Here is a 24,299-nt window from a genome sequence, read left to right on the forward strand (position 1 = left end):
GACGCTCTAGGAGGCGGCGATGTACGAGCTATCGCGGGTGCGGCTGCACTCCGTCGGACCGGCGGGTGCCCGGTACCAGGACGTCGTGCTCGACCTGAGCGGCGTTGGCGAGCCGGTCAGCTCACCATCGCAGGAGGCGCTGTTCAGCGCGGGCGTGCAGCTGGACAACGAGCAGCCGGGCCCGCCGAGGCGTCCCTCGCCAGCGAGCGTGCTGTTCCTGGAGAACGGCGGCGGCAAGTCGGTACTGATCAAACTGATCTTCTCGGTGATGCTGCCCGGCCGCAGGCAGGTCGTCGGGACCACCAACACCCGCGTGCTGGAGAAGTTCGTCGGCGCCAAGGATGTCGCGCACGTGGTACTGGAGTGGCAGCACACCCGGACGGGGCAGCGGGTGATCACCGGCAAGGTCTCGGAGTGGCGTGGCCACGTCGTCTCCTCCGACCCCGCGAACCTGCTCGACTCCTGGTACTGCTTCCGGCCGAGCGTGTCGCTGCAGCTGGACTCGCTGCCGTTGACCGAGGACAACCGGCTGCTGACGATGTCGGCGTTCAAGGACCGACTCGACGCCGAGTACCGCGAGGCCACCGAGATCGAGCTGTTCTGGACCCGCAAGCACCACGAGTGGACCGAGCATCTCGGCATGATGGGGCTGGACACCGAGCTGTTCCGTTACCAGCGCGCGATGAACGCGGGGGAGGGCGAGGCCGCCGACGCGTTCTCGTTCGGCACCGACGAGGCGTTCGTCGAGTTCCTGCTGCGCGCGGTGCTGGACGAGCAGGCGCCAGCCGACCTGGCCGATGTGGTGCGCAACTACGCCGACAGCCTCAGTCAGCGTGGCGAGCTGATGACCGAGCGCGACTTCGTGTCCGGTGCGATGGAGCTGCTCACGCCGCTGGTGGAGGCGGAGTCGTTCGCGACGGCGTCCCGCTCGCTCGCGGAGACCGCCGCGCGCGAGGCCGGTGAGTTCGCCGCCGCCGTCATCGCCCGCGACGGGGCGGAGAAGGAGCGGCTTGGCGGGCTGTCGCAGCAGGTGGACGAACTGCGCGACGCCGAACGGCTCGCCGAGGGCGACCTGCGCAGGCGCAACGCGATGGTGACCGAGCTGCGCCGGGTCGTGGCGGGGCTGCGGCTAGACGCCGCGCAGGCCGACTCCGACCGGCTCGCCGAGCAGGTCGCGGAGGCCCGCACGACGGCACGCGCCTGGCGGGCGACGTCGACGGTGCTCGGCCACATGGCCGCCGCACGCAAAGCCGACGCCACCCGCAAGCTCGTCGGTAACCGTGAGCAGCGCGCCCAGCCCGCGCTGGCCGCGAAGGAAGAAGCCGCCACGGCGTTGGCGCGGGGTTTGCTCGCCATCGCGGAGAACGCCGGTGCGGACGCGGCTGCGGCCGAACGGGAGGCCGACGAGGCACGCGCGGCGGCGAACGAGGCGCAGCGCGACCGCGACGCCGCCACCAGAGCCGCCGCGGAACACGGCGCCCGCGCCGACTCGCTGCAGACCCGCATCGACGAGGTCAACGACAGCGTGAAGCAGGCGATCGCGGCGGGCACGCTGCCTGCGGGCACCGAGGTGGCCGACGCCGAACGGCAGGCGCGTGCCGCGACGGAGGACGCCGAGTCAGCGCTGGTACGGGCCGAGCGCGAGCTGGAACGCGTGGAGTCGGAGCTCGCCGAGGCACAGGACACCCTGCACGGACTCGACCAGCGGCAGTCTGCGGCGGCCACGGCGCGCGAGAGCGCGGAGTCCGAGCTGGCCACCGCGCGGCGCAGGGCGGAGGCCCTGGCCGCAGAGCCGAGGCTCGCCGAGGTGCTCGGTGTCGATGACGTCCGGCTGGACTCCGACCTCGAGGCGCTGCGGGCGCGGCTGGCCGAGGCGCGCGCCGAGACCGAACGAGCGCAGACCGAGCTGTGGGTCGCGGCATCGAACGACGAGCGCGCGCTGGCGGCGTTGGGCAGCGGCGGGCTGCTGCCCGCACCCGACGACGTCCGCGAGGCGCTGGATCTGCTGGAACAGCACGGCATCACGGCCTGGTCCGGGCTGCGGTTCCTGTCCACACTGGACGCTGAAAGCCGAAAGGCCGCGCTGCGGCGGTACCCGCACCTGGTGTCCGGTGTGCTGATCAACGACCCCGCCAGGCTGGCGCAGGCCGAGCGGGTGCTGACCGAGGCCACGCTGCTGCCCAGTGCCGTGCTCGCGGTCGGTGTGACCAGCGCTCTCACGGGGGAGGCCGCGGCCGGTGCTGACACCACCGCCAGCGGCGCGGAGTTCATCGTGCCGCCGAACCCCGCGCTGTACGACGAGGACGCGGCAGAGGAAACGCGCGAGTCGATCGCGGCGCGGCAGGCGCGGCGGCAGGAGGAGATCGCGCGGCTGGGCGAGCGCGCCGAGGCGGACGCCGCGCTCGAGTGGAAACTGGCCGCGTGGCGGGAGGACTATCCCGCCGGTGCGCTCAGCACACTGGCCGAGCGGGCAGACGCCGCGACATCCGAGCACCACGCCGCGGTGACCGCTGCCGGCGAGCAGCGAGCGACCGTGGATCGACTCACGGAGCGGCGGGCGGAGCTGCGCGCCGAGGTCCCCGGCTTGCGTGACACCGCACGGAAGACAGCCACGGATCTGGGCACCATCGGTGAGCTGGCCACCGCCGCCGCGCGCATCGGGCAGTGGACGGACGAGTGCGCGAGCGCTCGGGAGGCTGCTGAACAGGCGCGCCAGGAGGCGGAGACGGCGGAGGCGTCCGCGACGCGCTGGCGGGAGCGTGTCGCCGAGGCGCAGCGGAAAGCCGACGAGCACAAGCGGACGGCCTCGAGCGCGCGGGCGGAGCTGGCCGAGGTGCCCGGTGGCGGCTCGGTGAGCACGGACCAGCCGGTCCCTGAAGAGCCGGTGGCGGTGCTGCGACAGAGTTTCGCGGCAGCGGCGGCGGCCTACGCGAAGGTGGAGGTCGGCAACGACCTGCGCGCCGAGCTGGACCACGCCGAGCACGCCGAGGCGACCGCCCGCGCCGCGCTGGAGGCGCTCGATCCTGACGTCCGGATGCTGGCGACGAAGCTGCTCGACACCCCGGACGGCTCGGACGCCGCCGCGCGAGAGGCCGCGGAACGCCGCGCGGAGCGGGCCCTGCAGGCACTGGAGATGGAACGCGGTGACGCGATCGGCGTGCTCGCGTCGCGCAGGGCGGAGTACGAGGCGCTGCCCGCGGCGCCGTCCGTGCTGGACTCGATGGAGCGGCCGAGTTCGATCGCGTATGGCATGGACTTGATCGCGTCCGCGACGGAGGAGGTCTCGTCCGCCGCACGCGAGGTGGACGAGCTGCAGTCCGCCCGTGCCGAGGCGGAGCACGCGTTGCAGACGGCGGAGGCCGCCGCGACCGGGTTCGGCATGCTGGCGGAGTCGCTGACCGCCGTCGCGGAGGGCCATGCGGGCGATGACGTCAGCCCGTACGACGGCGATGTCGACACCGCGCGGGAGCGGGCGCAGGCGTTGACGAGCAAGCTCAGCACCGCGCAAGCGGCGGTGACCGACGCCGAGAAGACGGTGCGCGGCTACGTCGACGAGCTGGTGCAGTACGCGGCCGAGAAGCGGTTCGAGGACTTGAGCAGCCCGGTGCGCAGGCAGATCATCTCGGTACGCCGTGACTCGTTGCCCGAGCACGCCGAGGAGTGGGTGGCCGCGCTGCGGCCCCGGTTGCGCACGCTGACGGGCGATCTCGATCAGATCGAACGGCACCGCTCGGGCATCGTGACCCGGCTGCAGGGCATGGTCGAAGGCGCGTTGCGGGTGCTGCGGGCGGCGCAGCGGCTGTCGCGGTTGCCGGACGGCCTCGGTGACTGGTCGGGCAGCGAGTTCCTGCGTATCCGGTTCGCTGAGCCGGACGAGTCGCAGCTCGCGGAGCAGCTGGGCGAGGTCGTCGACGAGGCGGCGGCCGCGCAGGTGCGGGACGCGAAACGCGGCAAGAGTGGGAAGGACGGCAAGACCGACGGGATGTCGCTGCTGCTGCGCGGCGTGCGGGCGGCCGTGCCGAAGGGCTTCCGGATCGACATGCTCAAGCCGGACTCGGTGCTGCGCACGGAACGGCAGCGGGTGTCAGAGATTCGCGATGTCTTCTCCGGTGGCCAGCAGCTCACGGCGGCGATCATCCTGTACTGCACGATGGCCGCGCTGCGCGCCAACGACAAGGGACGGCTGCGCGACCGGCACTCCGGCGTGCTGTTCCTCGACAACCCGATCGGCCGTGCGTCGGCGGGATACCTGCTCGAACTGCAGCGCGCGGTCGCGGAGGCGCTGGGCGTGCAGCTGATCTACACGACGGGTCTGTTCGACGCGGGGGCGTTGAGCGAGTTCCCGCTGATCATCCGGATGCGCAACGACGCCGATCTCCGTGCGGGCCGCAAGTACCTCTCCGTCGACGCGACGATCCGCAATCACCTCGACGAACTCGGTGAGGAGGACGGCGTCGCGCGGCTGTCGGCGACCAGGGTGTACCAGCGCACGGGGTAAGGCGAGGGCATTCGCTGCGGGTGGCGGGGCAAGCGGAGCCTGCCCCGCCACCCGTGCTGCCGACCGCGCTGTTCGCCTCGACTTCGCCAGGCATATTGCCCGCAAGCCGCCCGACTCTTGTCTGAGTGTCCAGTTCCGGACGCAATAACCCTGGCGAAGATGAGGCGGGTTCGTGACCAAAAGATCTACTATGACATAACGCATAGACCGCCGGAAGGCGGCGGGCGCGGGCGGCACGGACGCGGCGTCACGGCGCTAAGCACGGACGCGGAAGTCTCGCTGATCCGCGACGAGGCGCCCGGGCCCCGCAGGGCCGCCGTCGCGGTTACTGGCCCGTATGGCACCGTGTCGCTCCGTGCCAGTGCGCCACCCCCGACGTCTCGGGAGTGGCTGTTGGCGGATCAGTGGCGTTCATCCAGAAGGAGTCTTGTTGATCCCGACCACACGACGCCGGTGCGCCGCCGTCCTCGTGATGATGCTGGTGGCGTTCGTGGGTTCGCCTGGTATCGCGTTCGCGCATGGCATCGGCGGTTCGGCCGCTGACCTGAGCGTGTGGGAGTTCGTGCCGCTCGGCATCGAGCACATGCTGCTTGGCTGGGATCACCTGCTGTTCATCGGCGGGGTGGTGCTGCTAGCAGGTGAACTGGGCAGGGCCGCGAAGCTGATCACGGTATTCGTCCTGGGGCACAGCGCCACACTGATCATCGCGACCCTGGCCGAATGGCAGATCAACGCTACCGCGGTCGACGTCGTCATCGCGCTGAGCGTGGCGTTCGTCGGCGTCGTGGGCTGGATCGGTCGTCCACGGCGGTGGTGGGGGTTCGGCACGGCGGTGCTGGCGTTTGGCCTGGTCCATGGGCTCGGGTTGTCCACCCGGCTACAGGCGCTGGGGCTACCGGAAGACGGCATGCTCACCAGGGTGATCGCCTTCAACGTCGGTATCGAGCTGGGACAACTGTTGGCGATCGTCGCCATGGTTCTACTCGGCAAGCTTCTCGCACGGGTGATCACCTGGTCGCACGCCGAACGTGCCACACACGGCGGATTCGTGGCCGTCGGTCTCGTGGCTGCGATGCTCCTGGCCGTGTTGGCGGTCACCGGCGTCACTGGCGAGGAACGCGCCGAATCTGTTGGCAGCTGTTCTGTCGGTGCCCGCGCCACGACGTACTCCGCCGAGGGCGGCGGGCATCCCGATAAGAAGTTCTACGGACCTGCCGAGACGTACCCTGAAACCGACTTTGGGCACGTGCTCGGTGACGGCTACGTCCTGGTGCACTACCCAGCGACTCTGCCGAAGGCTCACGTCGCGGAGCTCAAGAAGCTCATCACCGGGCCCGACGGGACCGGCATGCTCGCGGGCCCGGCCTCGGAGCAGGACGAGCTTTTGAAAGCCGTCAACGCTCAAGACCAGCTCGAATGCGACGAGTTCGATCTGCCCGCGCTCCGGCGGTTCACGGCGAACTGGCACGCCGAGCTGAAGGGGACGACCTCGAACTGAGAGGCCCCGCCGCGCGCGGCACTGGTGATGGCCGCAGCGGCGCCACGGGGGAGCGGGCTGGTCGTCCTATCGCCGCATGGCCGGGTACGGCGTGTGCTCGACTCAATATGAGATCGCGGGGTTGTTTTCATGTCCAAAATATCTACTATGACATAACCCATATACCGTCGATAGACGGCTGGTGACGCGTACAAGATGGCATTACGAAACACTCAGCATCGATGCTGCGAATCATGGCCGCCTTGGTGGCGGCCCCATCGCGACCGCATCACACGACATGGCGTCGCGCTACATCACGACGCCGTTCGCGCCGCTGCTTCGTGCTGGATCAGTCCACTCGCGAGCGCGCTCATGATCGCCTGCGCGCGGTTGGACGCGCCGAGCTTGTCGTAGATGCGGGAGACGTATGTCTTGGCGGTGGAGGGGCTGAGGTAGAGCTCGCGGGCGATGGCGGGGATGGACAATCCGTCCCCAAGTAGTCGCAACACCTCGGCTTCCCTCGGGCTGAGGGCATAGCGGGTCTGCGCATCGTGCTTGCGGGTCAGCGCGTCGGCGAGACCGGTCGCGGTGAACGACGATGCGGCGACGGCGGCGTGCCGGATGGCGGACAGGACTTCGTGAGTCGGTGCGGTCTTCGCGACGAACGCTGACGCGCCGTTCTCCAGTGCACGAAACAGCACGTCGTCCTCGCCGTTGGAGGTCAGGACGACGATGCCGAGGTCGGCGTGACGGTCGCGGAATTCGCGTGCGAGTGCGAGCCCGTCGCCGTCGGGTAACGCGGCGTCGACGGTCACGACGTCTGGTGCCGTGGTCTCGATGGCGCGTCGTGCCTGCTTAACCGAACTGGCCTCGGCGACGACCTCGAGGTCATCCTGGCCGGACAACAGTCCGGTGAGGCCGAATCTTGTCAGCGTGTGCCCGTCAACAACAGCGACTCGTGCTGGCATGTCCTATCCCGTCGTCTCGGCATGGCGGTTGGTTACGCCCTCACAACAACCTCCCTCCTCGACGGGATCATCGCCCGATAGGCCTTTTGCGCTACACGTCGTAACCAATCTGAGTCATAACGAAAGTCGTATCTATGCGTATTTGGGGGAACGTCCGATCCTGGCGTTCAGAGCGTGACTACTGAGACGAGTGCTCCTGCCAGCAGAAACGGGCCGAATGCGAGCTGACTGGACAGCGTGACGCGCCGAGCGATGAGCAGGCCGATACTGGTCAGGCCGAAGAACAAGAACCCGGCCGCCGTGCCCAGCACGAGCACCGGCCAGCCGAGCCAGCCGAAGGCCAGGCCGAGCAGGCCGGCCAGTTTGACGTCGCCGGTGCCGAGGTCGCCGGGTCGCAGGCACACGAGCAGGTAGAACGATGCCGCGAGGGCGAGCCCGCCGAGTAGGGCGCGACCCAGTGCGGCCATGTCGGCGTCTACGACCGCTGCGACGGTGAACAGTGCGATCGCGGCGGGGTAGGCGGGCAGAGTGAGCCGGTCCGGGAGTCGCTGCACCCGCGCGTCGATGGCGGCCAGCGCGACGCCGAGCGCACCGAGGAACGCGTACGCCGCCGCGTCCCACTGGCCCGCGAACCGGCCGAGGACAAGCGCGAGCACGGCGGCTGCGGCCAGTTCGAGTACCAGCGGTGTGGTGAGTGGGGTACGACAGGACGGGCAGCGCGCGCTGAACGCACCAAGCGCGCGCCACGTCGGCAGCCGCTGCTGGCAGTCAGGACACGCGCTGCGCGGCGGCTCTCCGGACGGCACCGCGTGACGGACGACGACTCCGCGCAGGGCGGGGCCGAGCAGCACGCCCAGCAGTGCACCCGCCACGGCCCAGGTCGCGTCCATGGGCCCGACGGTAAGCGGCCAAGGGGCCAGAAGGAACGGCCGCGAGACAAGTCAGTCCGATTGGCGCTGTGTGTCGGTCGAACGGATGACATGTCACCCGATTGGGAGTCAATTCCTGTCTGTCTGACCGATTTCATGCTGTGTCCACTCAGGAGGACTCTCACCTGTGCAGGCGGCACAGGGTCGCCACGCCGGTGGGGCCACCGGTGCAACCGCATCCCACAGGAGAACTCCGATGCTGTACTACATCTCGCTGCTGCAGAGCTTCCTCAGCAAGCCGCTCGAGAAGGACCGCGACAAGGGTGCCACCGCCGTCGAGTACGGGCTGATGGTCGCCGCCATCGCCGCCGTGATCGTCGGCGTTGTCGTCATCCTCGGCGGACAGATCAACGCGGCCTTTCAAACAGTGGTCGACGCCCTTCCGTAATGCGGCTAGCGCGGTGGGGCGGTCCCGGTGACCAGCCCCGCCGAGCCGCTCCGCGATCGTCATCGCGGTCGGGGAGCAGACCGGTGCCATGTTCACCGACATCGTCACCAGATTCCCGTGAACCCACCACGCGCGGGGCGGCCACGCATGCCACTTCGTGGGCAACCGAGAGGAGACGCGTCATGAGGCTCGGGCGCGGTCACACTGGTGACGACCGAGGCGCGGTCGCGGTCGAGTTCGCCATTGTGCTGCCGGTGTTGCTGCTGCTCGTGTTCGGCATCATCGACTTCGGCCGCGCACTCAACGCGCAGGTCACTCTGACCCAGGCCGCGCGAGAAGGCTCGCGGCTAGAGGCGCTCGGCCAGGACGATGTCGTAAGCCGCACGCAGGCGGCGGCGACCGGGCTCACTCCGGTTCCCAACGTCGCTATTTCGTCATCCTGTCCTGACAACGACGACGCCGTGGTCACCGTCACCTACACCTTCGATTTCGCTACGCCGGTCGGTGCGATCGGCGCCATCTTCGGGGGCGGCGGCTACGGCGACCCCATCACGTTGACATCTGAAGGGGTTATGCCATGCGAAGGCTGATGCGCGCGCTGCACCATCGCGGTCCGGCGAACGACCGCGGCGTTGTCGGCGTGCTGGTCGGCGTGCTGATCTCAGGAGGCGTGCTGTTGGGCTTCGCGGCGCTGGTCGTCGATGTCGGCAAGATCTACGGCGAGCGGGCCTACCTGCAGAACGGTGCCGACGCGGGCGCGCTCGCGGTGGCCCAGGCGTGCGCCAGCCAGCAGCCTGAGTGCTCCACATTGCTTGGCGCCGAGAACACCGCCAAGCGCTACGCCGACGAGAACGCCACGGACGACGGCGTCTCCGCGCTCGATAGCGACCTCACCTTCCCCGTCTGCGGGGACGACGACCTCGGTCTGCTTCCGCCGTGCCCGGCGTCCACCGAAACCATCACGGACTGCCCGCCCGCACCGTCGTCTGGCGCCGAATACGTCGACGTGCACACCGCGACGCGCACCGACGACGGCTCCACCCTGCTTCCCCCAGTGTTCGCCAGGACCTTACTTGGCAATGAGGACTACGACGGAAAGAAAGTACGAGCTTGTGCGCGGGCGCAATGGGGACCGCCAAAGACCGCGAACACCATCGCGGTGACGATCTCGACCTGCGAGTGGAAGCAGGCGACCAGCGACGGTACTGTCTTCGCCCCTTACCCGCTGGATCCGAATCCAGCCACCGATCCACTGTTCTATGGCCCATTCGACCGGGTGCTGCGGTTGCATGATCCCCAGGAGGACAGCAGCACGGCCGGTGATGATGGGAGCTGTCAGGACGACAAAGCTGTCGACGGGCCGGGACAGTTCGGCTGGGTCGACGATCCCGACTCCACCTGTTCGGTCTTCATCGACGGCGGGACCTATTCGTCCGACACCGGTGCGCCGGCGAGCCAGGCGTGCAAAGAACTGCTTCACAAAGCCTGGACGGAGCACACACCGGTCTACATTCCGCTGTACTCCGAGGTACACGGAACCGGCACCAACGGGACTTACACGTTCGACGGGTTCGCGGGCTTCATCGTCACCGGCTATCACCTTCCCGGCTTCAAGGAATCGGATTGGGCCGACCCGAGCAACGACTGCAAGGGCCCAGAGAAGTGCATCAACGGCTTCTTCATCGATACCACCATGCCGTCCACCGGAACCATCGGTGGCCCTGACAGGGGCCTGGACATCGTCGTTCTCACCGGCTGACCAGGCAGCAACCGCGCTGTCACCACGAAAGAGGAACCATGAACCGTCGCATACTCGCCATCGTCATCGCGGTGTTGCTGGCCGTGGTCGGCACGACGGCCGTGCTGATCTACGTCAACAATGCCGATGCCCGAGCCCTCGAAGGCAAGGAACCCGTCCCGGTGCTCGTCGCGGAGGAGGCGATCCCAGCCGGCACCGCCGCCGAGGCCGCGAAGTCGTTGCTACGCGCGGAGAACATGCCTGCGGAGTCGGTTCCGTCCGATGTGCTCGGCTCGATCGACGCGAGCCTCGAGAATCTGGTCACCTCGGCGCCGCTCGCGCCGGGACAACTGCTGACTCGATCGATGCTGGTGGAGCGCTCGGCGCAGGAGTCCATCGCGCTGCCCAAGGGCAAGCTGGCCGTGACCATCCCGGTCGAGGCAGGCAGCCAGGGCGAGGACCAGCTGTCGTCCGGGTTGCAGGTGGCGGTGTTCGACACCTTCACGGTCGAGCAGGGCACTGGCCCCGGATTCATCCCCTCCGGCGAGAAGCTGACGTTCAAGAAGGGTAACAACCACGCGACGCGGCTGTTGCTGCCCAAAGTCGAGGTGATCGACGTGGTCGCTGAGAAGCCGCGGAACGAGGAGAGTTCCGCGAGCAGCTTCGGCAAGTACCTGGTCACCGTCGCGGTGTCGCAGCGGGAAGCGGAAAAGCTGATCCACGCGCTCAACACCGGCACGGTCTCGCTCGCCCAGGTCAACGACGACTCCAAGGTCAAGTCCGGTGTCGGCATCGACAACCGGAACCTCTTCAACAAGGGAGGCTGATCATGACGATCCTGTGCCAGGCGGTCGGGCGCTCGCCTGAACTCGACGCCAGTATCGGTGGCGGTGTGCGCGCGGCGGACAGCCTCGCCGAAGTGGAACGGATGCTCACCGCGGACCCCGGCGAGACGCTCGTGGTGATCGGCCCCGACATCGACACCGAGGCCGCGCTCGGGTTCGCGGCGGGGCAACGGTTGCGGCGGCCCGCGCTCGGCGTGGTGCTGGTGCGCGAGCAGGTCGACGTCGAGCTGCTGACCAGGGCGCTGCGCTCGGGCGTGCGGGAGGTGGTCACCGCAGGCGAACTCGCCGAGCTGGCGCAGGCCTGCGAACGCTCGCGCGCGCTGTCTCGCAGCTCGTCGGCTCCCTCGGCCGAGGAACAGGCGAGTAGGGGACAGGTCGTCACCGTGTTCTCCGCCAAGGGTGGCTGCGGCAAGACCACCCTCGCCGTCAACCTCGCGCTTGCCCTCGCCGACGGTGGCGCTCGATCGGTGTGCCTCGTCGATCTCGACCTCGCCTTCGGGGACGTGGCCATCAACCTGCAGCTCGATCCGAACCGGACGCTCACCAACGGACTGCCGATGGTGGGACGGCTGGACGAGACGGGCGCGACATCGCTGCTGACGCCGTACCGCGACGGATTGTCCGTGCTGCTGGCGCCGGTCACGCCAGGCGAGGCGGAGAAGATTCCCGCCGCACTGGTCAGCGAACTGCTCGACGCGCTGCGCGAATCCGTCGACTACGTCGTGGTCGACACGCCGTCGCAGTTTAGTGAGCATGTGCTGAACGCGATGGACGCCTCACAGCACCACGTGCTGCTGACCACCCCTGATGTGCCAGCGCTGAAGAACCTGCGGCTCACCCTCGACATGCTCGACCTGCTGTCGTACCCGCGAGAGATGCGCTCGGTGGTGCTCAACCGCTCCGACGCGAAGGTTGGTCTGTCCACTGAGGACGTGGAGCGCGTCGTGCGTTGCCCGATCGCCGCCTACATCCCGTCCAGCCGGGACGTGCCGATCTCGATCAACAAGGGCACGCCGATTCGGACGTCGACGCCGCAGCATCCGGTCAGCCAGGCCATTACGCGGTTCGTGCAGGAGGCGCTGCTGAAGCCTGCTTCGGCCACCGCCGCCGGGGCGGGCGAGACATCCCGGGAGCCGCGGATACCGCCGCCACGGAAGCAGGGTGCGTTCGCGCGGCTGCGCAAAGGGAGGCGATGAGCATGAGCCTGTCCGACCGGCTCGCCCAGCGGCAGCAGCACCCCGCCACCAACAACGGCGCTGGCGTTGGCAACGGCACCGCCGAGGCCAGCAACGCCACCCCGAGCAGCAGCGTCTCGGCCGGTGCGGCGACCAGGAACGGCGACGGTACGCCGGTGCCGCGCAGACAGGCGCGCTACATCGACCCCTTCGCCGATGTGAAACGCAGTGTGCACGAGGGTCTACTGGAAACGCTCGGCCCGAAGCTTTACGACGCGCACCTCGATCAGCGTGAGCTGGAAGAGAAGGTGACGCAGACGCTGCGCGCGGTGCTGCAACGCGACGAGACGCCGATGACGGCGGCCGACCGCGCTAGGGTGGCCCAGGAAGTCGCCGACGACATCCTCGGTCACGGCCCGCTCGAGCCGTACCTGCGGGACCCCGAGGTCTCCGAGATCATGGTCAACGGCTACGACCAGGTCTACGTCGAACGTGGCGGGCGGTTGCACACGGTGGACGCGGTGTTCACCGACGAAAGTCACCTACGCCGCACCATTGACAAGATCGTCGCGCGGATCGGCCGCCGCGTGGACGAAGCCAGTCCGATGGTGGACGCGCGACTGCCCGACGGCAGCCGCGTCAACGCCGTCGTGCCACCGATCGCGCTGGACGGTTCGCTGCTGACGATCCGTAAGTTCGCCGCCGATCCGTTCACAGTGGACGACCTGATCGCGTTCGGCACTATGACCGGTCCGGTCGCCGACCTGCTGCGGGCCTGTGTGCGAGGCAGGCTCAACATTCTCATCGGCGGCGGCACCGGCTCGGGCAAGACGACCAGCCTGAACGTGCTGTCGTCGTTCGTGCCAGCGGACGAGCGCATCGTCACCGTCGAGGACGCCGCCGAGTTGCAGCTGCGGCAAGAGCATGTGCTGCGATTGGAGTCACGACCGTCCAACACCGAGGGCAGGGGCGAGGTCGCCATCCGCGACCTGGTTCGCAACACGCTGCGGATGCGACCAGACCGGATCATCGTCGGTGAGGTCCGCGACGGCGCCGCACTGGACATGCTGCAGGCGATGAACACCGGCCACGACGGCTCGATCACCACGGTGCACTCCAACTCACCGCGTGACTCGCTGGCCCGGCTGGAGACCATGGTGCTGATGGCGGGCCTCGACCTGCCCGCGCGGGCGATCCGGGAGCAGATGGCCTCAGCGATCGACCTGATCGTGCACCAGACCCGGCTCAAGGACGGTACCCGCCGCATCACCCACATCACCGAGGTCGTCGGGATGGAAGGCGAGGTCGTCACGCTGCAGGACCTGTTTCAGTTCGACTTCCACGCCGGGGTGGACGTCAATGGCCGGTATCGCGGCACGCTCCGTTCAGCGGGGTTGCGCCCGATGTTCCTCGAGAAGCTGCACGACAAGGGCATCCCGGTGCCGCAGGGGTTGTTCGAGTTCCAGGAGCCCGGCCGATGATCGCACGCGCACGGCTGCTCAACGTCACCGCGGCGAGCGCGGCCGCGCTCGCGCTGCTCGCGGGCGGCCCCGCTATGGTTGGCGTGGCGAGCGGGATGGCGGGGCCAGAGCCGCGACCGCAGGCACCCTCGGCGCAGATCGACGACGTGCGCGTGTCACCGGGGCTGGCTCACATCAGTCTGACCACATCGGACATGCCGAACGAGGTGTCGCTGTCCGGCGCGGACGTGCGGGTCACCCTGAACGGCAGTCCGGTGCCCGCCGAGGTCACCTCGCAAGACAGGGACAGCACAGGCGCGGACCAGGATGCCCCGGCGCGGAGCGCCATGCTGCTGCTCGACACCAGCGGCTCGATGGCGGGCACCAACCTGACGGCGGCTCGCACCGCGGCGCTGCGTTATCTGGACTCGGTGTCCGACGACGTACTCGTCGGACTGATCACCTTCGCCGACCGGCCGGTGCTGGTGGTGCGGCCGACCGCTGACCGAGGGCCACTCCGCAGCGGGCTCGGCGGGCTGCGGGCCAACGGCGAGACCGCGCTGCACGACGCCGTCGCGCTCGGTGTGTCCACACTGGACGAGATATCCGATGCGGCACAACGCAGGCTCGTGGTGCTGTCCGACGGCATCGACACCGTCAGCGAATCGTCGCTCGAAACGGCGGGAGAACTGCTCGGCACCCACGACGTCGACGTCGACGTCGTCGCGTTTCAGTACAAGAACGAGGACATCTCGGCGGTACGCGACCTCGCAACGGCCGGGAACGGTCGGGTGATCACCGCGAATGACGCTGGCCAGCTGTCCGCGGCGTTCCGGTCGATCGCGCAGCGGTTCACCGAAAGGGCAGTGGTGACCGCGACGATCCCGGACGCGTTCGCGGGGGAGCCGGTCCTGCTGCGGGTGCGGGTGGATTCCGAAGCGGGAGCGTTCGGGGCCAGTAAGGAGGTCAGCCTGGCAAGCCTCGCGGCGCCCAGCGCGGACGAGCCGTGGTACGCGGCGCTGCTGCCGGAGACTCAGGAATGGACCTGGCAGCTGTGGGTCGTCATCGGCGTCAGCTTCGCCACGTTGCTGCTTGTTGGCCTGGTGTTGTTGACCGGGGTTGGCCGGACCAGGGACACCGGTGCACGCGTCGTGCAAGCCATCTCGCGGTACGGAGCAGCCCGGGCGCCCAGTGCGCCGGAAACGAGGGAGGAGAATCCGTTCGCCAGGAACGCGGTCGGGTTGACCGAGCAGATGCTGCGATCCGGTGGCTGGGAAGACGGACTCACCGAACGGCTCGACCTGGCGGGAATCCGCATGAAACCAGCTGAGTGGACCCTGCTGCGAGTGTGCGCCGGCGTGGTCCTGATCGCGCTCTTGACGTTGCTTGGCATACCGTTCCTGGTCAGCATCGTGCTGGGAGCGCTGGTGACATGGGCCGTGACCTGGGCGGTCGTACGGATCCGGATCAGCAGGCGGCGGGCTGCCTTCGCGGATCAGCTTCCCGACGTGCTGCAGCTGATCGCCGGGTCGCTGAAGTCAGGGTTCTCGCTGGCGCAGGCGCTGGATACCGTCGTCAGGGACAACACCCAGCCTGCCGCTGGTGAGATCTCTCGTGCGCTGGCCGAGACCAGGATCGGCTCCGCGCTCGAACCGGCACTTGAGCGGGTCGCCGCCAGGATGGCCAGCGACGACCTGCGCTGGATCGTCATGGCGATCCGAATCCAGCGTGAGGTCGGTGGCAACCTCGCCGAGGTGCTGCTGACCACGGTCACCACCATGCGCGAACGAGCGCAGGTACGCAGGCAGGTTCGGGCGCTCAGCGCGGAGGGCAAGCTTTCGGCCTACATCCTTATCGCGCTCCCGATCGGGATCGGGACGTTCTTCGTACTGACCAAACCGGAGTACATGGCGCCGCTCTACACCACAACGGTCGGGTGGTTGATGCTCGTGTCCTCGGTACTGCTGCTGGCCGTCGGCACGTTCTGGATGAGCCGTCTCGTCAAGGTGGAGGTGTGACATGGACCTGGTGTTGCTGATTGGCCTTGGCGCGATCGTGACAGCGATCGTGGTCGGCGTCGTGGCCGCCGTGACCCGGCCCGCGCAGGAGGGCGTTTCCCGGGCGCTGGCCAGCATCGAGGACACCTACGCCGCGCGTGAACCAGCCACAGCCGAGGCGGTCACGAACCGGTTCGAGTCCATGCCCGGCTGGTTGCGAGGCATCGCGGTACGACTGTCGCCCAGCGGCATCGCGAACACCCTGCAGCATCGGCTCGACCTGGCGGGTAACCCCGCCGGGTGGACACCGGATCGCGTGCTGGCCGCCAAAGGGCTCGCCCTGTTCGGCTTGGCGGGGCTCGGTGCGCTCTACGGGATGTCGTTCTCGCCGGCGTGGTTGATCATGGGTGCCGCGCTCGGCGGTGTGTTCGGGTTTTTCCTGCCGGACTTGCTGGTCTACAACGCGGGTATCAAGCGGCAGGAGAAGATTCGCAATGCGCTGCCAGACGCGCTGGACATGCTGACCGTCTGCGTCGAGGCTGGACTTGGCTTCGACGCCGCGCTGGCACAGGTCGCCAGCAACACACGCGGCCCGCTCGCGGCTGAGCTGTCCCGGGTGTTGCGGGAGATGCAGATCGGCGCATCCCGCACTACGGCGCTGCGCGGGATGACCACCCGCACCACGGTGTCCGAGCTCCGGTCGTTCGTCTCCGCACTGGTGCAGGCCACTGAGCTGGGCATCTCGATGGCGACGGTGCTGCGCGAACAGGCCAAGGAGCTGCGATTGCGGCGCCGCCAGCGCGCGGAGGAACGCGCCCAGAAGGTGCCAGTCAAGATCCTGTTCCCCTTGATCACCTGCATCTTCCCGGTGATCTTCGTCGTCATCATCGGACCAGGCGCGATTACCATCGCGCGCACCCTGTTCAAGCTCTGACCCTCACCGCACGGCGGCCCTGACCCTGGTCGCCGTGCGGCCTGTCACACAGGCTGGACGCCTTCTCGTGACCATGGGCCGTTGCCGCTAGGGTGGCAGACGAAGTCAGCCAGGTTCCTGGATCGAGTCAGCCAGGGGAAACGCAAGGAGACAACAGCAGTGACGGTTCGCGTAGGTGTCAACGGCTTCGGCCGCATTGGCCGCAACTTCTTTCGTGCCGTAGCAGCCCGAGCGGCAGCGGGAAACACCGACATCGAGATCGTCGCGGTCAACGATCTGGTCGACAACAGCGCCCTTGCCCACCTGCTCAAGTACGACAGCGTGCTCGGCAGGCTGGACGCGGACGTCAGCGCCACCGACGAGGGCATCGTCATCGACGGCCGCACCGTGAAGGTCTTCGCCGAGAAGGACCCGACGAACCTGCCGTGGGGCGACCTCGGCGTGGACGTCGTCGTGGAGTCCACCGGCTTGTTCACCAAGGCCGAGGACGCCGCCAAGCACGTCAAGGCAGGTGCCAAGAAGGTCATCATCTCCGCGCCTGCCAAGGGCGAGGACCTGACCGTTGTGCTCGGCGTCAACGACAACGCCTACGACGGCACCCAGACGATCATCTCCAACGCCTCCTGCACCACCAACTGCCTCGGCCCGCTCGCCAAGGTGCTGCACGAGAACTTCGGCATCGAGCAGGGTCTGATGACCACCATCCACGCCTACACCGCGGACCAGAACCTGCAGGACGGCCCGCACAAGGACCTGCGCCGCGCCCGCGCCGCCGCGCTGAACATCGTGCCGACCTCCACCGGCGCCGCGAAGGCGATCGGCCTCGTGCTGCCTGAGCTGAACGGCAAGCTCGACGGCTACGCGCTGCGCGTGCCCGTGCCGACCGGCTCCACCACCGACCTGACCGCCACGCTGTCGAAGGAGGTCACGGCCGAGGAGGTCAACGCAGCGTTCAAGGCCGCTGCCGAGGGCCCGCTGGGTGGCGTGCTGCGGTACAGCGAGGAGCCGATCGTCTCCTCCGACATCGTCACCGACCCGGCCTCCTGCATCTACGACGCGCCGCTGACCAAGGTCATCGGCAACCAGGTCAAGGTCGTCGGCTGGTACGACAACGAGTGGGGCTACTCGAACCGGCTCTCCGACCTCGTCGCCCTCGTCGGCTCGAAGCTCTCCTGAGCATGGCGGGTATGAAAACGGTCGCCGACCTGATCGCCCAGGGCGTCGCTGGCAGGACGGTGCTGGTCCGCTCGGACCTCAACGTTCCGCTCGACGGTGATGTGATCACCGATGACGGCCGGGTCCGCGCCGCCGCACCCACCATCCGCACGCTCGCCGAGGCGGGTGCGCGGGTGGTGGTCACCGCCCATCTCGGCAGGCCCAAGGGCACGCCGGACCCGGCGTTCTCGCTGGCTCCGGCCGCCGCTCGGCTTGGTGAGCTGCTCGGCGCCGAGGTAGCGCTGGCGGGCGACGTCGTCGGTGAGAGCGCCCAGGCTGTCGTGGCGAACCTGACTGACGGGCAGGTCGCCATGCTGGAGAACGTGCGCTTCGACCCCCGCGAGACCAGCAAGGTCGACGCCGAGCGGGTCGCGCTCGCTGAGGACTTCGCCACGCTGGTCGGCCAGCACGGCGCGTTCGTCTCGGACGGCTTCGGCGTGGTGCACCGCAAGCAGGCATCGGTGTACGACGTCGCGACGCTGCTGCCCGCGTACGCGGGCGACCTGGTGCTCTCCGAGGTCGACGTGCTGCGCACGCTGACCGGCGACCCGGACCGCCCCTACGTCGTGGTGCTCGGCGGCTCGAAGGTGTCCGACAAGCTCGCGGTCATCGAGGCGCTGCTGCCAAAGGTGGACAAACTGCTGGTCGGCGGCGGAATGTGCTTCACCTTCGCCGCCGCCCAAGGCGGCCAGGTCGGCGGCTCGCTGCTGGAGAAGGACATGATCGACACCTGCGAGCGGCTGCTCGCCGACGCCGGGGACAAGCTGGTGCTGCCCACCGACGTCGTCGCGGCGGACGACCTCAAGCAGCCGAGTGTCACCGAGGTGCTGCCGGTGGGCGAGATCCCCGATGCCAGGTTGGGCCTGGACATCGGTCCGGAGAGCGTGCGCCGGTTCGCTGGCGAGCTGGCCGCGGCGAAGACGGTGTTCTGGAACGGCCCGATGGGCGTGTTCGAAGTACCGGAGTTCGCGGCGGGCACCAAGGGCGTCGCGCAGGCCATCATCGACAGCGACGCGTTCAGCGTCGTCGGTGGCGGTGACTCCGCGGCCGCGGTGCGCACGCTGGGCCTGGCCGAGGACGGCTTCTCCCACATCTCCACCGGCGGCGGCGCGTCGCTGGAGTATCTCGAAGGCAAGGATCTGCCCGGCGTGACGGTGCTGAGCGCGAGCTGAATGACACTGTCACCACGACGAACGCAGCGACAGTGTCATTCACCGCGCCCAGCACGGTGAAAGCGTCTATGGAGCTCACAACCAGGAGGGCACAGCCCATGACCACCAAGCCGCTGATCGCGGGCAACTGGAAGATGAACCTCAACCACCTTGAGGCCATCGCGCTGGTGCAGAAGATCGCGTTCACGTTGCCGGAGAAGTACTACGGCAAGGTGGACGTCGCGGTGCTGCCGCCGTTCACCGACATCCGCAGCGTGCAGACGCTGATCGACGGCGACAAGCTCAAGCTCACGCACGGCGCGCAGGACATCTCGGTGCACGACTCCGGTGCGTACACCGGCGAGGTGTCCGGTCCGATGCTGGCGAAGCTGGGATGCAGCTACGTCACGGTGGGCCACTCTGAGCGCCGTGAGCACCACGCCGAGACCGACGAACTGGTGAACAAGAAGGTCAAGGCGGCGCTGCGGAACGGCATCCGGCCGATCTTGTGTGTCGGTGAGCAGCTCGATGTGCGCGAGCAGGGCAACCACATCGAGCACACCACCGGCCAGCTCATCGCGGGCCTCAAGGGGCTCAAGCCCGAGCAGGTCAGCGAATGCGTCGTCGCGTACGAACCGGTGTGGGCGATCGGGACGGGCAGGGTCGCGACACCTGCCGACGCCGAGGAGGTCTGCGGCGCGATCCGGAACGCCCTGACCGAGAAGTACGGCGAGGAGATCGCCGGAACGGTGCAGGTGCTCTACGGCGGCTCGGTGAAGTCGAGCAACATCGTCGACCTGGTCAAGCAGCCCAACATCGACGGTGCGCTCGTCGGCGGCGCCAGCCTGGCTGCCGAGGAGTTCACGAAGCTTTGCGCGCTCGCGGCCAACGACCCCGGCCTGTGGGGCAATTCGGGGTCGTGAGCAAGGGGCGCTGTGGTGACGATCTCGTCGCCCGGTAGCCTGGTGCATCACAGACAGCGGAACACGGTGGCCGAACAACGGCCCCAGTACCACGAGGACGACATGGAATTCTTCCTGAAGGTCTTGCTCGCCGTGACCAGCGTGCTGCTGATCGTGGCGGTCCTGCTGCACAAGGGCAGGGGTGGCGGACTCTCATCGCTGTTCGGGGGCGGCACGCAGTCCAGCCTCGCGGGATCCAGCGTGGCCGAGAAAAACCTTGATCGGATCACGCTCGGCCTCGGACTAGTGTGGATCATCTGCATTATCGGCGTCGGACTGCTACTGAAGCTCTGAGTCCGGTGCTGGTGCGCCGGATCGGCTACTTCCACATGTAGACACAGGGGGTGTGAGAACCATGGTTGGCGGTAATGCCATTCGGGGTACGCGCATTGGAGCCGGGCCGGTCGGTGAGTCGGAGCGCGGCGAGTCGGCGCCCCGGGTCAAGGTCTCGTACTGGTGCGCCAATGGTCATGAGGCGACGCCGTCGTTCGCGATGGACGCCGAGATCCCGGACGAGTGGGAGTGCCAGCACTGCGGCCTCCCCGCCGGTAAGGAGCGCGAGAACCCGCCGGACGCCCGCAGGACCGAGCCGTACAAGTCGCACCTGGCGTACGTGAAGGAACGTCGCAGCGACGAGGACGGCGAGGCGATTCTCGCGGAGGCGCTGCAGCGGTTGCGGGAGCGCAGGGGCGCCTGAGGCCCCGCGCGGCGGCCGTGACAGGCATCCTCTCTGGGGTACTGATCACCGCCTGGTGCGGCGCGTTCGGCCTGCTCACCGGAGACGTCGGCTGGCTGCTGCTCGGTCTGGTCATCGGGCTCGCGCTCGGCGCGGTCTACGGCTGGGCGGTCGCGGCGGCCCCGGTCTATGACCTCGGCTCGGCACGTGGCATCGGCACGTTCGCCATCGACCACACGTGGAGCCTGCCGAACACCCTGGTGGGAGCGGTGTTTCTCGCGGTGAGCCTGGCATTCGGCAACCGGCTGGATCGGGACTTCTCCGGGCACATCGGCCTGCGATCCCCGGCCATTCCCGGCTACGCGGGCACCACGATCGGCCCGGTGCAGGCAGGCACCGGCACCGGCGTCGACCGGCACGAGGCCGTGCACGTGCTGCAAGCCCGGCTATTCGGCCCGCTCTACGTGCCGCTGGTCGGGTTGAACTACGCGGTGGCAACCGTGCTGCCGTACTGGCTGCTCTATCACGACCACGTTCGCCGCCCGATTCGCGGCGTTCGCGGGTATTTCAGTCGCGGCGTGTATCCGCACACCTGGCATGAGGAATGGGCGTACCGGGTGGAGGGCACACCGCCGTAGCCGGTGCCGGACGCCGCTGGCCGGACAGCGTGGAGCCGTCTCGCCTGCGCGCTCAGGTCTTCGCGGGCGGCTTCGACTCGTGGAGCGGGTAGTCCGCGCGCACCTCGAACCCGCCGTCGTCGGTGGACCGCGCATGGAACGTGCCGTCGAGCCGTAGCGCCCGCTCGGCCAGTCCCGCCAGCCCGTGCCCGCCGGACGGTAGGGACCGCGATGGCTGGCACGGCCGGTCGTTGCGCACCGCGACGTGCAGCGTCTCGTCGTCCACCACGACCCGCACTGTCGCCGCCGCGCCCGGTGCGTGCTTGTGCACGTTCGTCAATGCCTCCTGCACCGTGCGGAACGCCGCCGCCGACACCTGAGTGGGCAGCGTTTCCGGCACGTTGTCCACTTTGAGCCGCACCGGGACGTCGACGTCGCGGATCAGCGAACCGAGGTCGGTGAGCCGTGGGGTTGGCAGTTCCTCGTCCGTGCTGGAGCGCAGCACGCCGACCAGTGACCGCAGCTCCTCCAGCGTGCGGGTGCTGAGCTGGCGGATGGTGCCAGCTGCCGCGGTGACCTCATCCGGAGTCTTGGCGCACTCCAGGGTGTTGGCCTGCATGGCGATGAGCGTGACCTCGTGCGAGACGACGTCGTGCATCTCGCGGGCGAGCCGGGCGCGTTCGTCGGCGCGGACGGCGCGGGCGTGCATGCGACGCTCGCGGTCACGGCTGGCGTCGAGTTCGGCGAGCCGGTTGGAGAGATCCTTGCGGGCCAGGATCAGCAACGCCAGCACGACCGGCATACCTGCCACGATCAGACCGTAGATGAGGTCGAGCACGTGCTGGCGCCAGTCCAGCGCGAGCATCTCTGGCCATGGCCAGAGCACGAACCGGCAGGCGATGACGAGGCCAGCGCCAACCCAGGTCTGCCAGTGCATGCCTTTGCGGTAGGCGAGGAAGCCGAGCGCGATCATCGCCGCGAGTTGCGACCAGCCGACGAAGAATCCGGGGATGGTGGCCAGCACGGTGAGGAAGGGGAGTCGTCTGCGGCAGGCGAGTGCCGCGCAGGCGATGCTGGAGAACGTGAGGGAGTAGGTGGGCGCGTCCTCGGGGATGACCAGCCACACGTCGAGCACGGCGATGCCGATCGCCAGCGTGGTGAGCAGGATCGAGGACAGGGAGGGACGGTCGCGCAAGGTGTCGTTCATGCTCGCGAGCAGCACCTTCGGTCGCGGGCCGACGCGCAACGCCGGGATGGACAGTCCCTGAGTGCTCATACTGAAGACCTCCGGCCGCGTTCGCTTCTCGTTATGAAAGAGGCTCACAGCGGCCGGATGGGACGAGTGGCGCACGAAAAATGTGCGCACGCAAACGTCAGTGCGTGGCGGAGGCATCACCGTGGGTGGTCAGAATGCGCGAGTCGCACCATAATTCCGCTGAGTTGCACCTTGTTCGCGCCGAGTTGCACCTTCGGCGCACGACTCGCGGCGAATAAGGTGCAACTCGCGCCGAGGAAGGTGCGACTCGCGCCGAGGAAGGTGCGACTCGCGCCGAGGAAGGTGCGACTCGCGGTCGGGTCAGCGGTGGTCGAGCTTCGCCGCGGCGGGCTCGTCGAGGAGCCAGAGTGTGCGGCTGCGGCCGGTGGCACCCGCGACGGGCAGCTGGATCTCGCCCGCGCCGGAGAGCGCGAGCGCCAGCGCGTCCGCCTTGCCTTGACCGGCCGCGAGCAGCCAGACCTCCGAGGCATGGCGGATCGTGGGCAGCGTCAGCGACACCCTGGTCGGCGGAGGCTTCGGGCAGTTGCGCACGGCCACGACGCTGGCGTCCGTTTCGTACACGGCTGGCGACTCGGGAAACACCGAGGCCACGTGGCCCTCCGGCCCCACGCCGAGCAGCGCGATGTCGAACGTGGGCACGTCGCCGCGGCCGCTGGCATCCTCGGCCAGCAACCGGGCGTAGACGTCGGCAGCGGCGTCCGGGTCGTCGCCGAACGCGCCGTCCGAGGCCGCCATCGGGTGCACCCGCGCCGGATCGACCGGCACGTGGTCGAGCAGCGTCTCGCGGGCCTGCAGTTCATTGCGCTCGGCGTCTCCTGCGGGTACGAACCGTTCGTCACCCCAGTACAGGTCCAACCGGGACCAGTCGACGGCCTCGCGGGCGGGGGAGCGGCGCAACTGCTCGAGCACCGCGATCCCGACGCCGCCGCCGGTGAGCACCACCGAGGCGCTGCCCTTGCTCGCCTGCAGGTCGACCAGCGTCGTCACCAGCCGCGCGGCCGCCGATGCGGCGAGCACGTCGGCCGTGCGGTGAACGAGGATCTCCGGTCCGGTCATGTGCGCGCGCCTTCCTGGTTGTGGGGCAGCAGACTCACGCCGCGCAGGGCGCGTTCGTACACCTCGTCGGGATCGAGCCTGCGGAGTTCCTCGACCAGCACGTCGGACAGCGAGCGCCGGTGCAGGTCGATGGTGCGGTCTGGTTGGCCGTGCTGGCTGAGGGTGCCGACCTTGCCGTCTGGCCGGTGCAGCGCCACCTGGCCGGACGGTCGCTCCAGCGACACCGAGACGATCCCCGGCCCGTCGGACTGCTCGCGGCGCACCGGCACCCGCAGGTAATAGGCGAGCCAGCCCGCTAGCAGCTCGGTGGACGGCGAGTCGCCGTCGCCGGTGACGGTCGCCGCGGTCACCGGTTCGTGCGGTGGCAGATCGAGGGCGGCGACGAGCTGCGCGCGCCAGTGCGTCAGCCGGGTCCAGGCGAGGTCGGTGTCGCCATCGGTGTAGGACGTCACCCGCTGGCGCAGCGCCGCGATCGGCTCCTGCTCGGCCGCCGCGTCGGTAATCCGCCGCTGTGCGATCCGCCCGAGCGGGTCGGTCGCGGGCTCCGCGGGCGCGGCGCCGGGCCACCAGGTCACGATCGGCGCGTCGGGCAGCAGCAGCGGCACCACAGCACTTTCGGCTTCCCCCGCGAGTGGTCCGTACAGCCGCAGGACAAGCACCTCGCTGGCGCCCGCGTCGCCGCCGACGCGGATCTGCGCGTCGATGCGGGGTGCGGCCTCCCGCAACCCGCGCGCGGCGACGATGATCCGCGAGGGGTGCTCCCGGCTGGCCTCGTTGGCGGCGTCGATGGTGTCCTCGATGCTGGCGCCGTCCTCGGTGACGATCACCAGCGTCAGCACTCGCCCCAGCGCGACCGCGCCGCCGCGTTCACGCAGCTCGACAAGCTTCTGGTTGACCTTCGACGTCGTGGTCGACGGCAGATCGATGATCACCGGCC

At 68.7% G+C, this 24,299-nt stretch carries 21 protein-coding genes; 16 read left to right on the forward strand and 5 right to left on the reverse strand.

What is annotated here, in order from left to right; translation table 11 throughout:
• Window positions 1–19: 19 nt before the first annotated feature.
• Entirely contained in the window at window positions 20–4,498 is a 4,479-nt protein-coding gene (locus tag AMYHA_RS11425; RefSeq protein ID WP_034270815.1) for a hypothetical protein, read from the forward strand.
• A 430-nt stretch (window positions 4,499–4,928) separates the two neighbouring features.
• On the forward strand, window positions 4,929–5,996 hold the full coding sequence (locus AMYHA_RS25655; protein WP_051399776.1) for a HupE/UreJ family protein: 1,068 nt from the start codon (window positions 4,929–4,931) through the stop codon (window positions 5,994–5,996).
• A 293-nt stretch (window positions 5,997–6,289) separates the two neighbouring features.
• Here the strand turns inward: AMYHA_RS25655 and AMYHA_RS11435 are convergent, their stop codons facing one another.
• Both AMYHA_RS11435 and AMYHA_RS11440 read right to left on the reverse strand, forming a co-directional pair.
• Window positions 6,290–6,943 carry a response regulator transcription factor gene (locus AMYHA_RS11435; protein WP_034270818.1) on the reverse strand — a complete coding sequence of 218 codons (654 nt, stop codon included), beginning with the start codon at window positions 6,941–6,943 and terminating at the stop codon, window positions 6,290–6,292.
• Between the two features lie 167 nt (window positions 6,944–7,110).
• A complete protein-coding gene (locus AMYHA_RS11440) occupies window positions 7,111–7,833 on the reverse strand; it encodes a prepilin peptidase (RefSeq protein WP_034270820.1) in 723 nt (240 codons plus the stop codon).
• 235 nt (window positions 7,834–8,068) lie between these two features.
• Between AMYHA_RS11440 and AMYHA_RS11445 the strand changes: the two genes are divergently transcribed.
• From AMYHA_RS11445 to AMYHA_RS11510, 14 genes are all read left to right on the forward strand, one after another.
• Entirely contained in the window at window positions 8,069–8,260 is a 192-nt protein-coding gene (locus tag AMYHA_RS11445; protein ID WP_034270822.1) for a Flp family type IVb pilin, read from the forward strand.
• Between the two features lie 182 nt (window positions 8,261–8,442).
• On the forward strand, window positions 8,443–8,850 hold the full coding sequence (locus AMYHA_RS11450; RefSeq protein WP_034270824.1) for a TadE/TadG family type IV pilus assembly protein: 408 nt from the start codon (window positions 8,443–8,445) through the stop codon (window positions 8,848–8,850).
• Entirely contained in the window at window positions 8,838–10,019 is a 1,182-nt protein-coding gene (locus tag AMYHA_RS11455) for a Tad domain-containing protein (RefSeq protein ID WP_084037089.1), read from the forward strand. Before AMYHA_RS11450 ends, AMYHA_RS11455 begins: the two co-directional genes overlap by 13 nt.
• Window positions 10,020–10,057: 38 nt before the next feature.
• Window positions 10,058–10,825, forward strand: a complete 768-nt coding sequence (cpaB, locus tag AMYHA_RS11460; RefSeq protein ID WP_034270830.1) for a Flp pilus assembly protein CpaB — start codon at window positions 10,058–10,060, stop codon at window positions 10,823–10,825.
• A gap of 2 nt (window positions 10,826–10,827) precedes the next feature.
• Entirely contained in the window at window positions 10,828–12,039 is a 1,212-nt protein-coding gene (locus tag AMYHA_RS11465; protein ID WP_051399777.1) for an AAA family ATPase, read from the forward strand.
• Window positions 12,040–12,041: 2 nt separating this feature from the next.
• A complete protein-coding gene (locus AMYHA_RS11470; protein ID WP_034270832.1) occupies window positions 12,042–13,499 on the forward strand; it encodes a CpaF family protein in 1,458 nt (485 codons plus the stop codon).
• Entirely contained in the window at window positions 13,496–15,496 is a 2,001-nt protein-coding gene (locus AMYHA_RS25660) for a type II secretion system F family protein (RefSeq protein WP_051399778.1), read from the forward strand. The genes AMYHA_RS11470 and AMYHA_RS25660 overlap by 4 nt, the downstream gene beginning before the upstream one ends.
• Window position 15,497: 1 nt before the next feature.
• The gene (locus AMYHA_RS11480) at window positions 15,498–16,409 is read left to right on the forward strand and encodes a type II secretion system F family protein (RefSeq protein WP_034270835.1); all 912 of its coding nucleotides are present in this window, start codon (window positions 15,498–15,500) and stop codon (window positions 16,407–16,409) included.
• A 159-nt stretch (window positions 16,410–16,568) separates the two neighbouring features.
• Entirely contained in the window at window positions 16,569–17,585 is a 1,017-nt protein-coding gene (gene gap / locus AMYHA_RS11485) for a type I glyceraldehyde-3-phosphate dehydrogenase (protein ID WP_034270838.1), read from the forward strand.
• Between the two features lie 11 nt (window positions 17,586–17,596).
• Window positions 17,597–18,796, forward strand: a complete 1,200-nt coding sequence (locus AMYHA_RS11490) for a phosphoglycerate kinase (protein ID WP_034276836.1) — start codon at window positions 17,597–17,599, stop codon at window positions 18,794–18,796.
• Between the two features lie 98 nt (window positions 18,797–18,894).
• The gene (gene tpiA, locus AMYHA_RS11495) at window positions 18,895–19,698 is read left to right on the forward strand and encodes a triose-phosphate isomerase (RefSeq protein ID WP_051399779.1); all 804 of its coding nucleotides are present in this window, start codon (window positions 18,895–18,897) and stop codon (window positions 19,696–19,698) included.
• A 102-nt stretch (window positions 19,699–19,800) separates the two neighbouring features.
• Entirely contained in the window at window positions 19,801–20,031 is a 231-nt protein-coding gene (gene secG / locus AMYHA_RS11500; RefSeq protein WP_034276840.1) for a preprotein translocase subunit SecG, read from the forward strand.
• Between the two features lie 61 nt (window positions 20,032–20,092).
• Window positions 20,093–20,434, forward strand: a complete 342-nt coding sequence (locus AMYHA_RS11505) for an RNA polymerase-binding protein RbpA (RefSeq protein WP_034270841.1) — start codon at window positions 20,093–20,095, stop codon at window positions 20,432–20,434.
• Between the two features lie 17 nt (window positions 20,435–20,451).
• Window positions 20,452–21,051, forward strand: coding sequence for a hypothetical protein (locus AMYHA_RS11510; protein ID WP_034270844.1), 600 nt, complete (start codon window positions 20,452–20,454; stop codon window positions 21,049–21,051).
• A 52-nt stretch (window positions 21,052–21,103) separates the two neighbouring features.
• Here the strand turns inward: AMYHA_RS11510 and AMYHA_RS11515 are convergent, their stop codons facing one another.
• The 3 genes from AMYHA_RS11515 to opcA all read right to left on the reverse strand — a co-directional run bounded on the left by AMYHA_RS11515 (window position 21,104) and on the right by opcA (window position 24,294).
• The gene (locus tag AMYHA_RS11515) at window positions 21,104–22,306 is read right to left on the reverse strand and encodes a sensor histidine kinase (RefSeq protein WP_084037091.1); all 1,203 of its coding nucleotides are present in this window, start codon (window positions 22,304–22,306) and stop codon (window positions 21,104–21,106) included.
• Window positions 22,307–22,606: 300 nt separating this feature from the next.
• Window positions 22,607–23,362, reverse strand: coding sequence for a 6-phosphogluconolactonase (pgl, locus tag AMYHA_RS11520; RefSeq protein ID WP_034270847.1), 756 nt, complete (start codon window positions 23,360–23,362; stop codon window positions 22,607–22,609).
• Window positions 23,359–24,294: a glucose-6-phosphate dehydrogenase assembly protein OpcA gene (gene opcA / locus AMYHA_RS11525; RefSeq protein WP_034270850.1), complete on the reverse strand. Its 936-nt coding sequence runs from the start codon at window positions 24,292–24,294 to the stop codon at window positions 23,359–23,361. The genes pgl and opcA overlap by 4 nt, the downstream gene beginning before the upstream one ends.
• Window positions 24,295–24,299 lie beyond the last annotated feature (5 nt).

Origin of the sequence: Haloechinothrix halophila YIM 93223 (assembly GCF_000504245.1) — a bacterium.
Classification (GTDB): Bacteria; Actinomycetota; Actinomycetes; order Mycobacteriales; family Pseudonocardiaceae; genus Haloechinothrix_A; species Haloechinothrix_A halophila.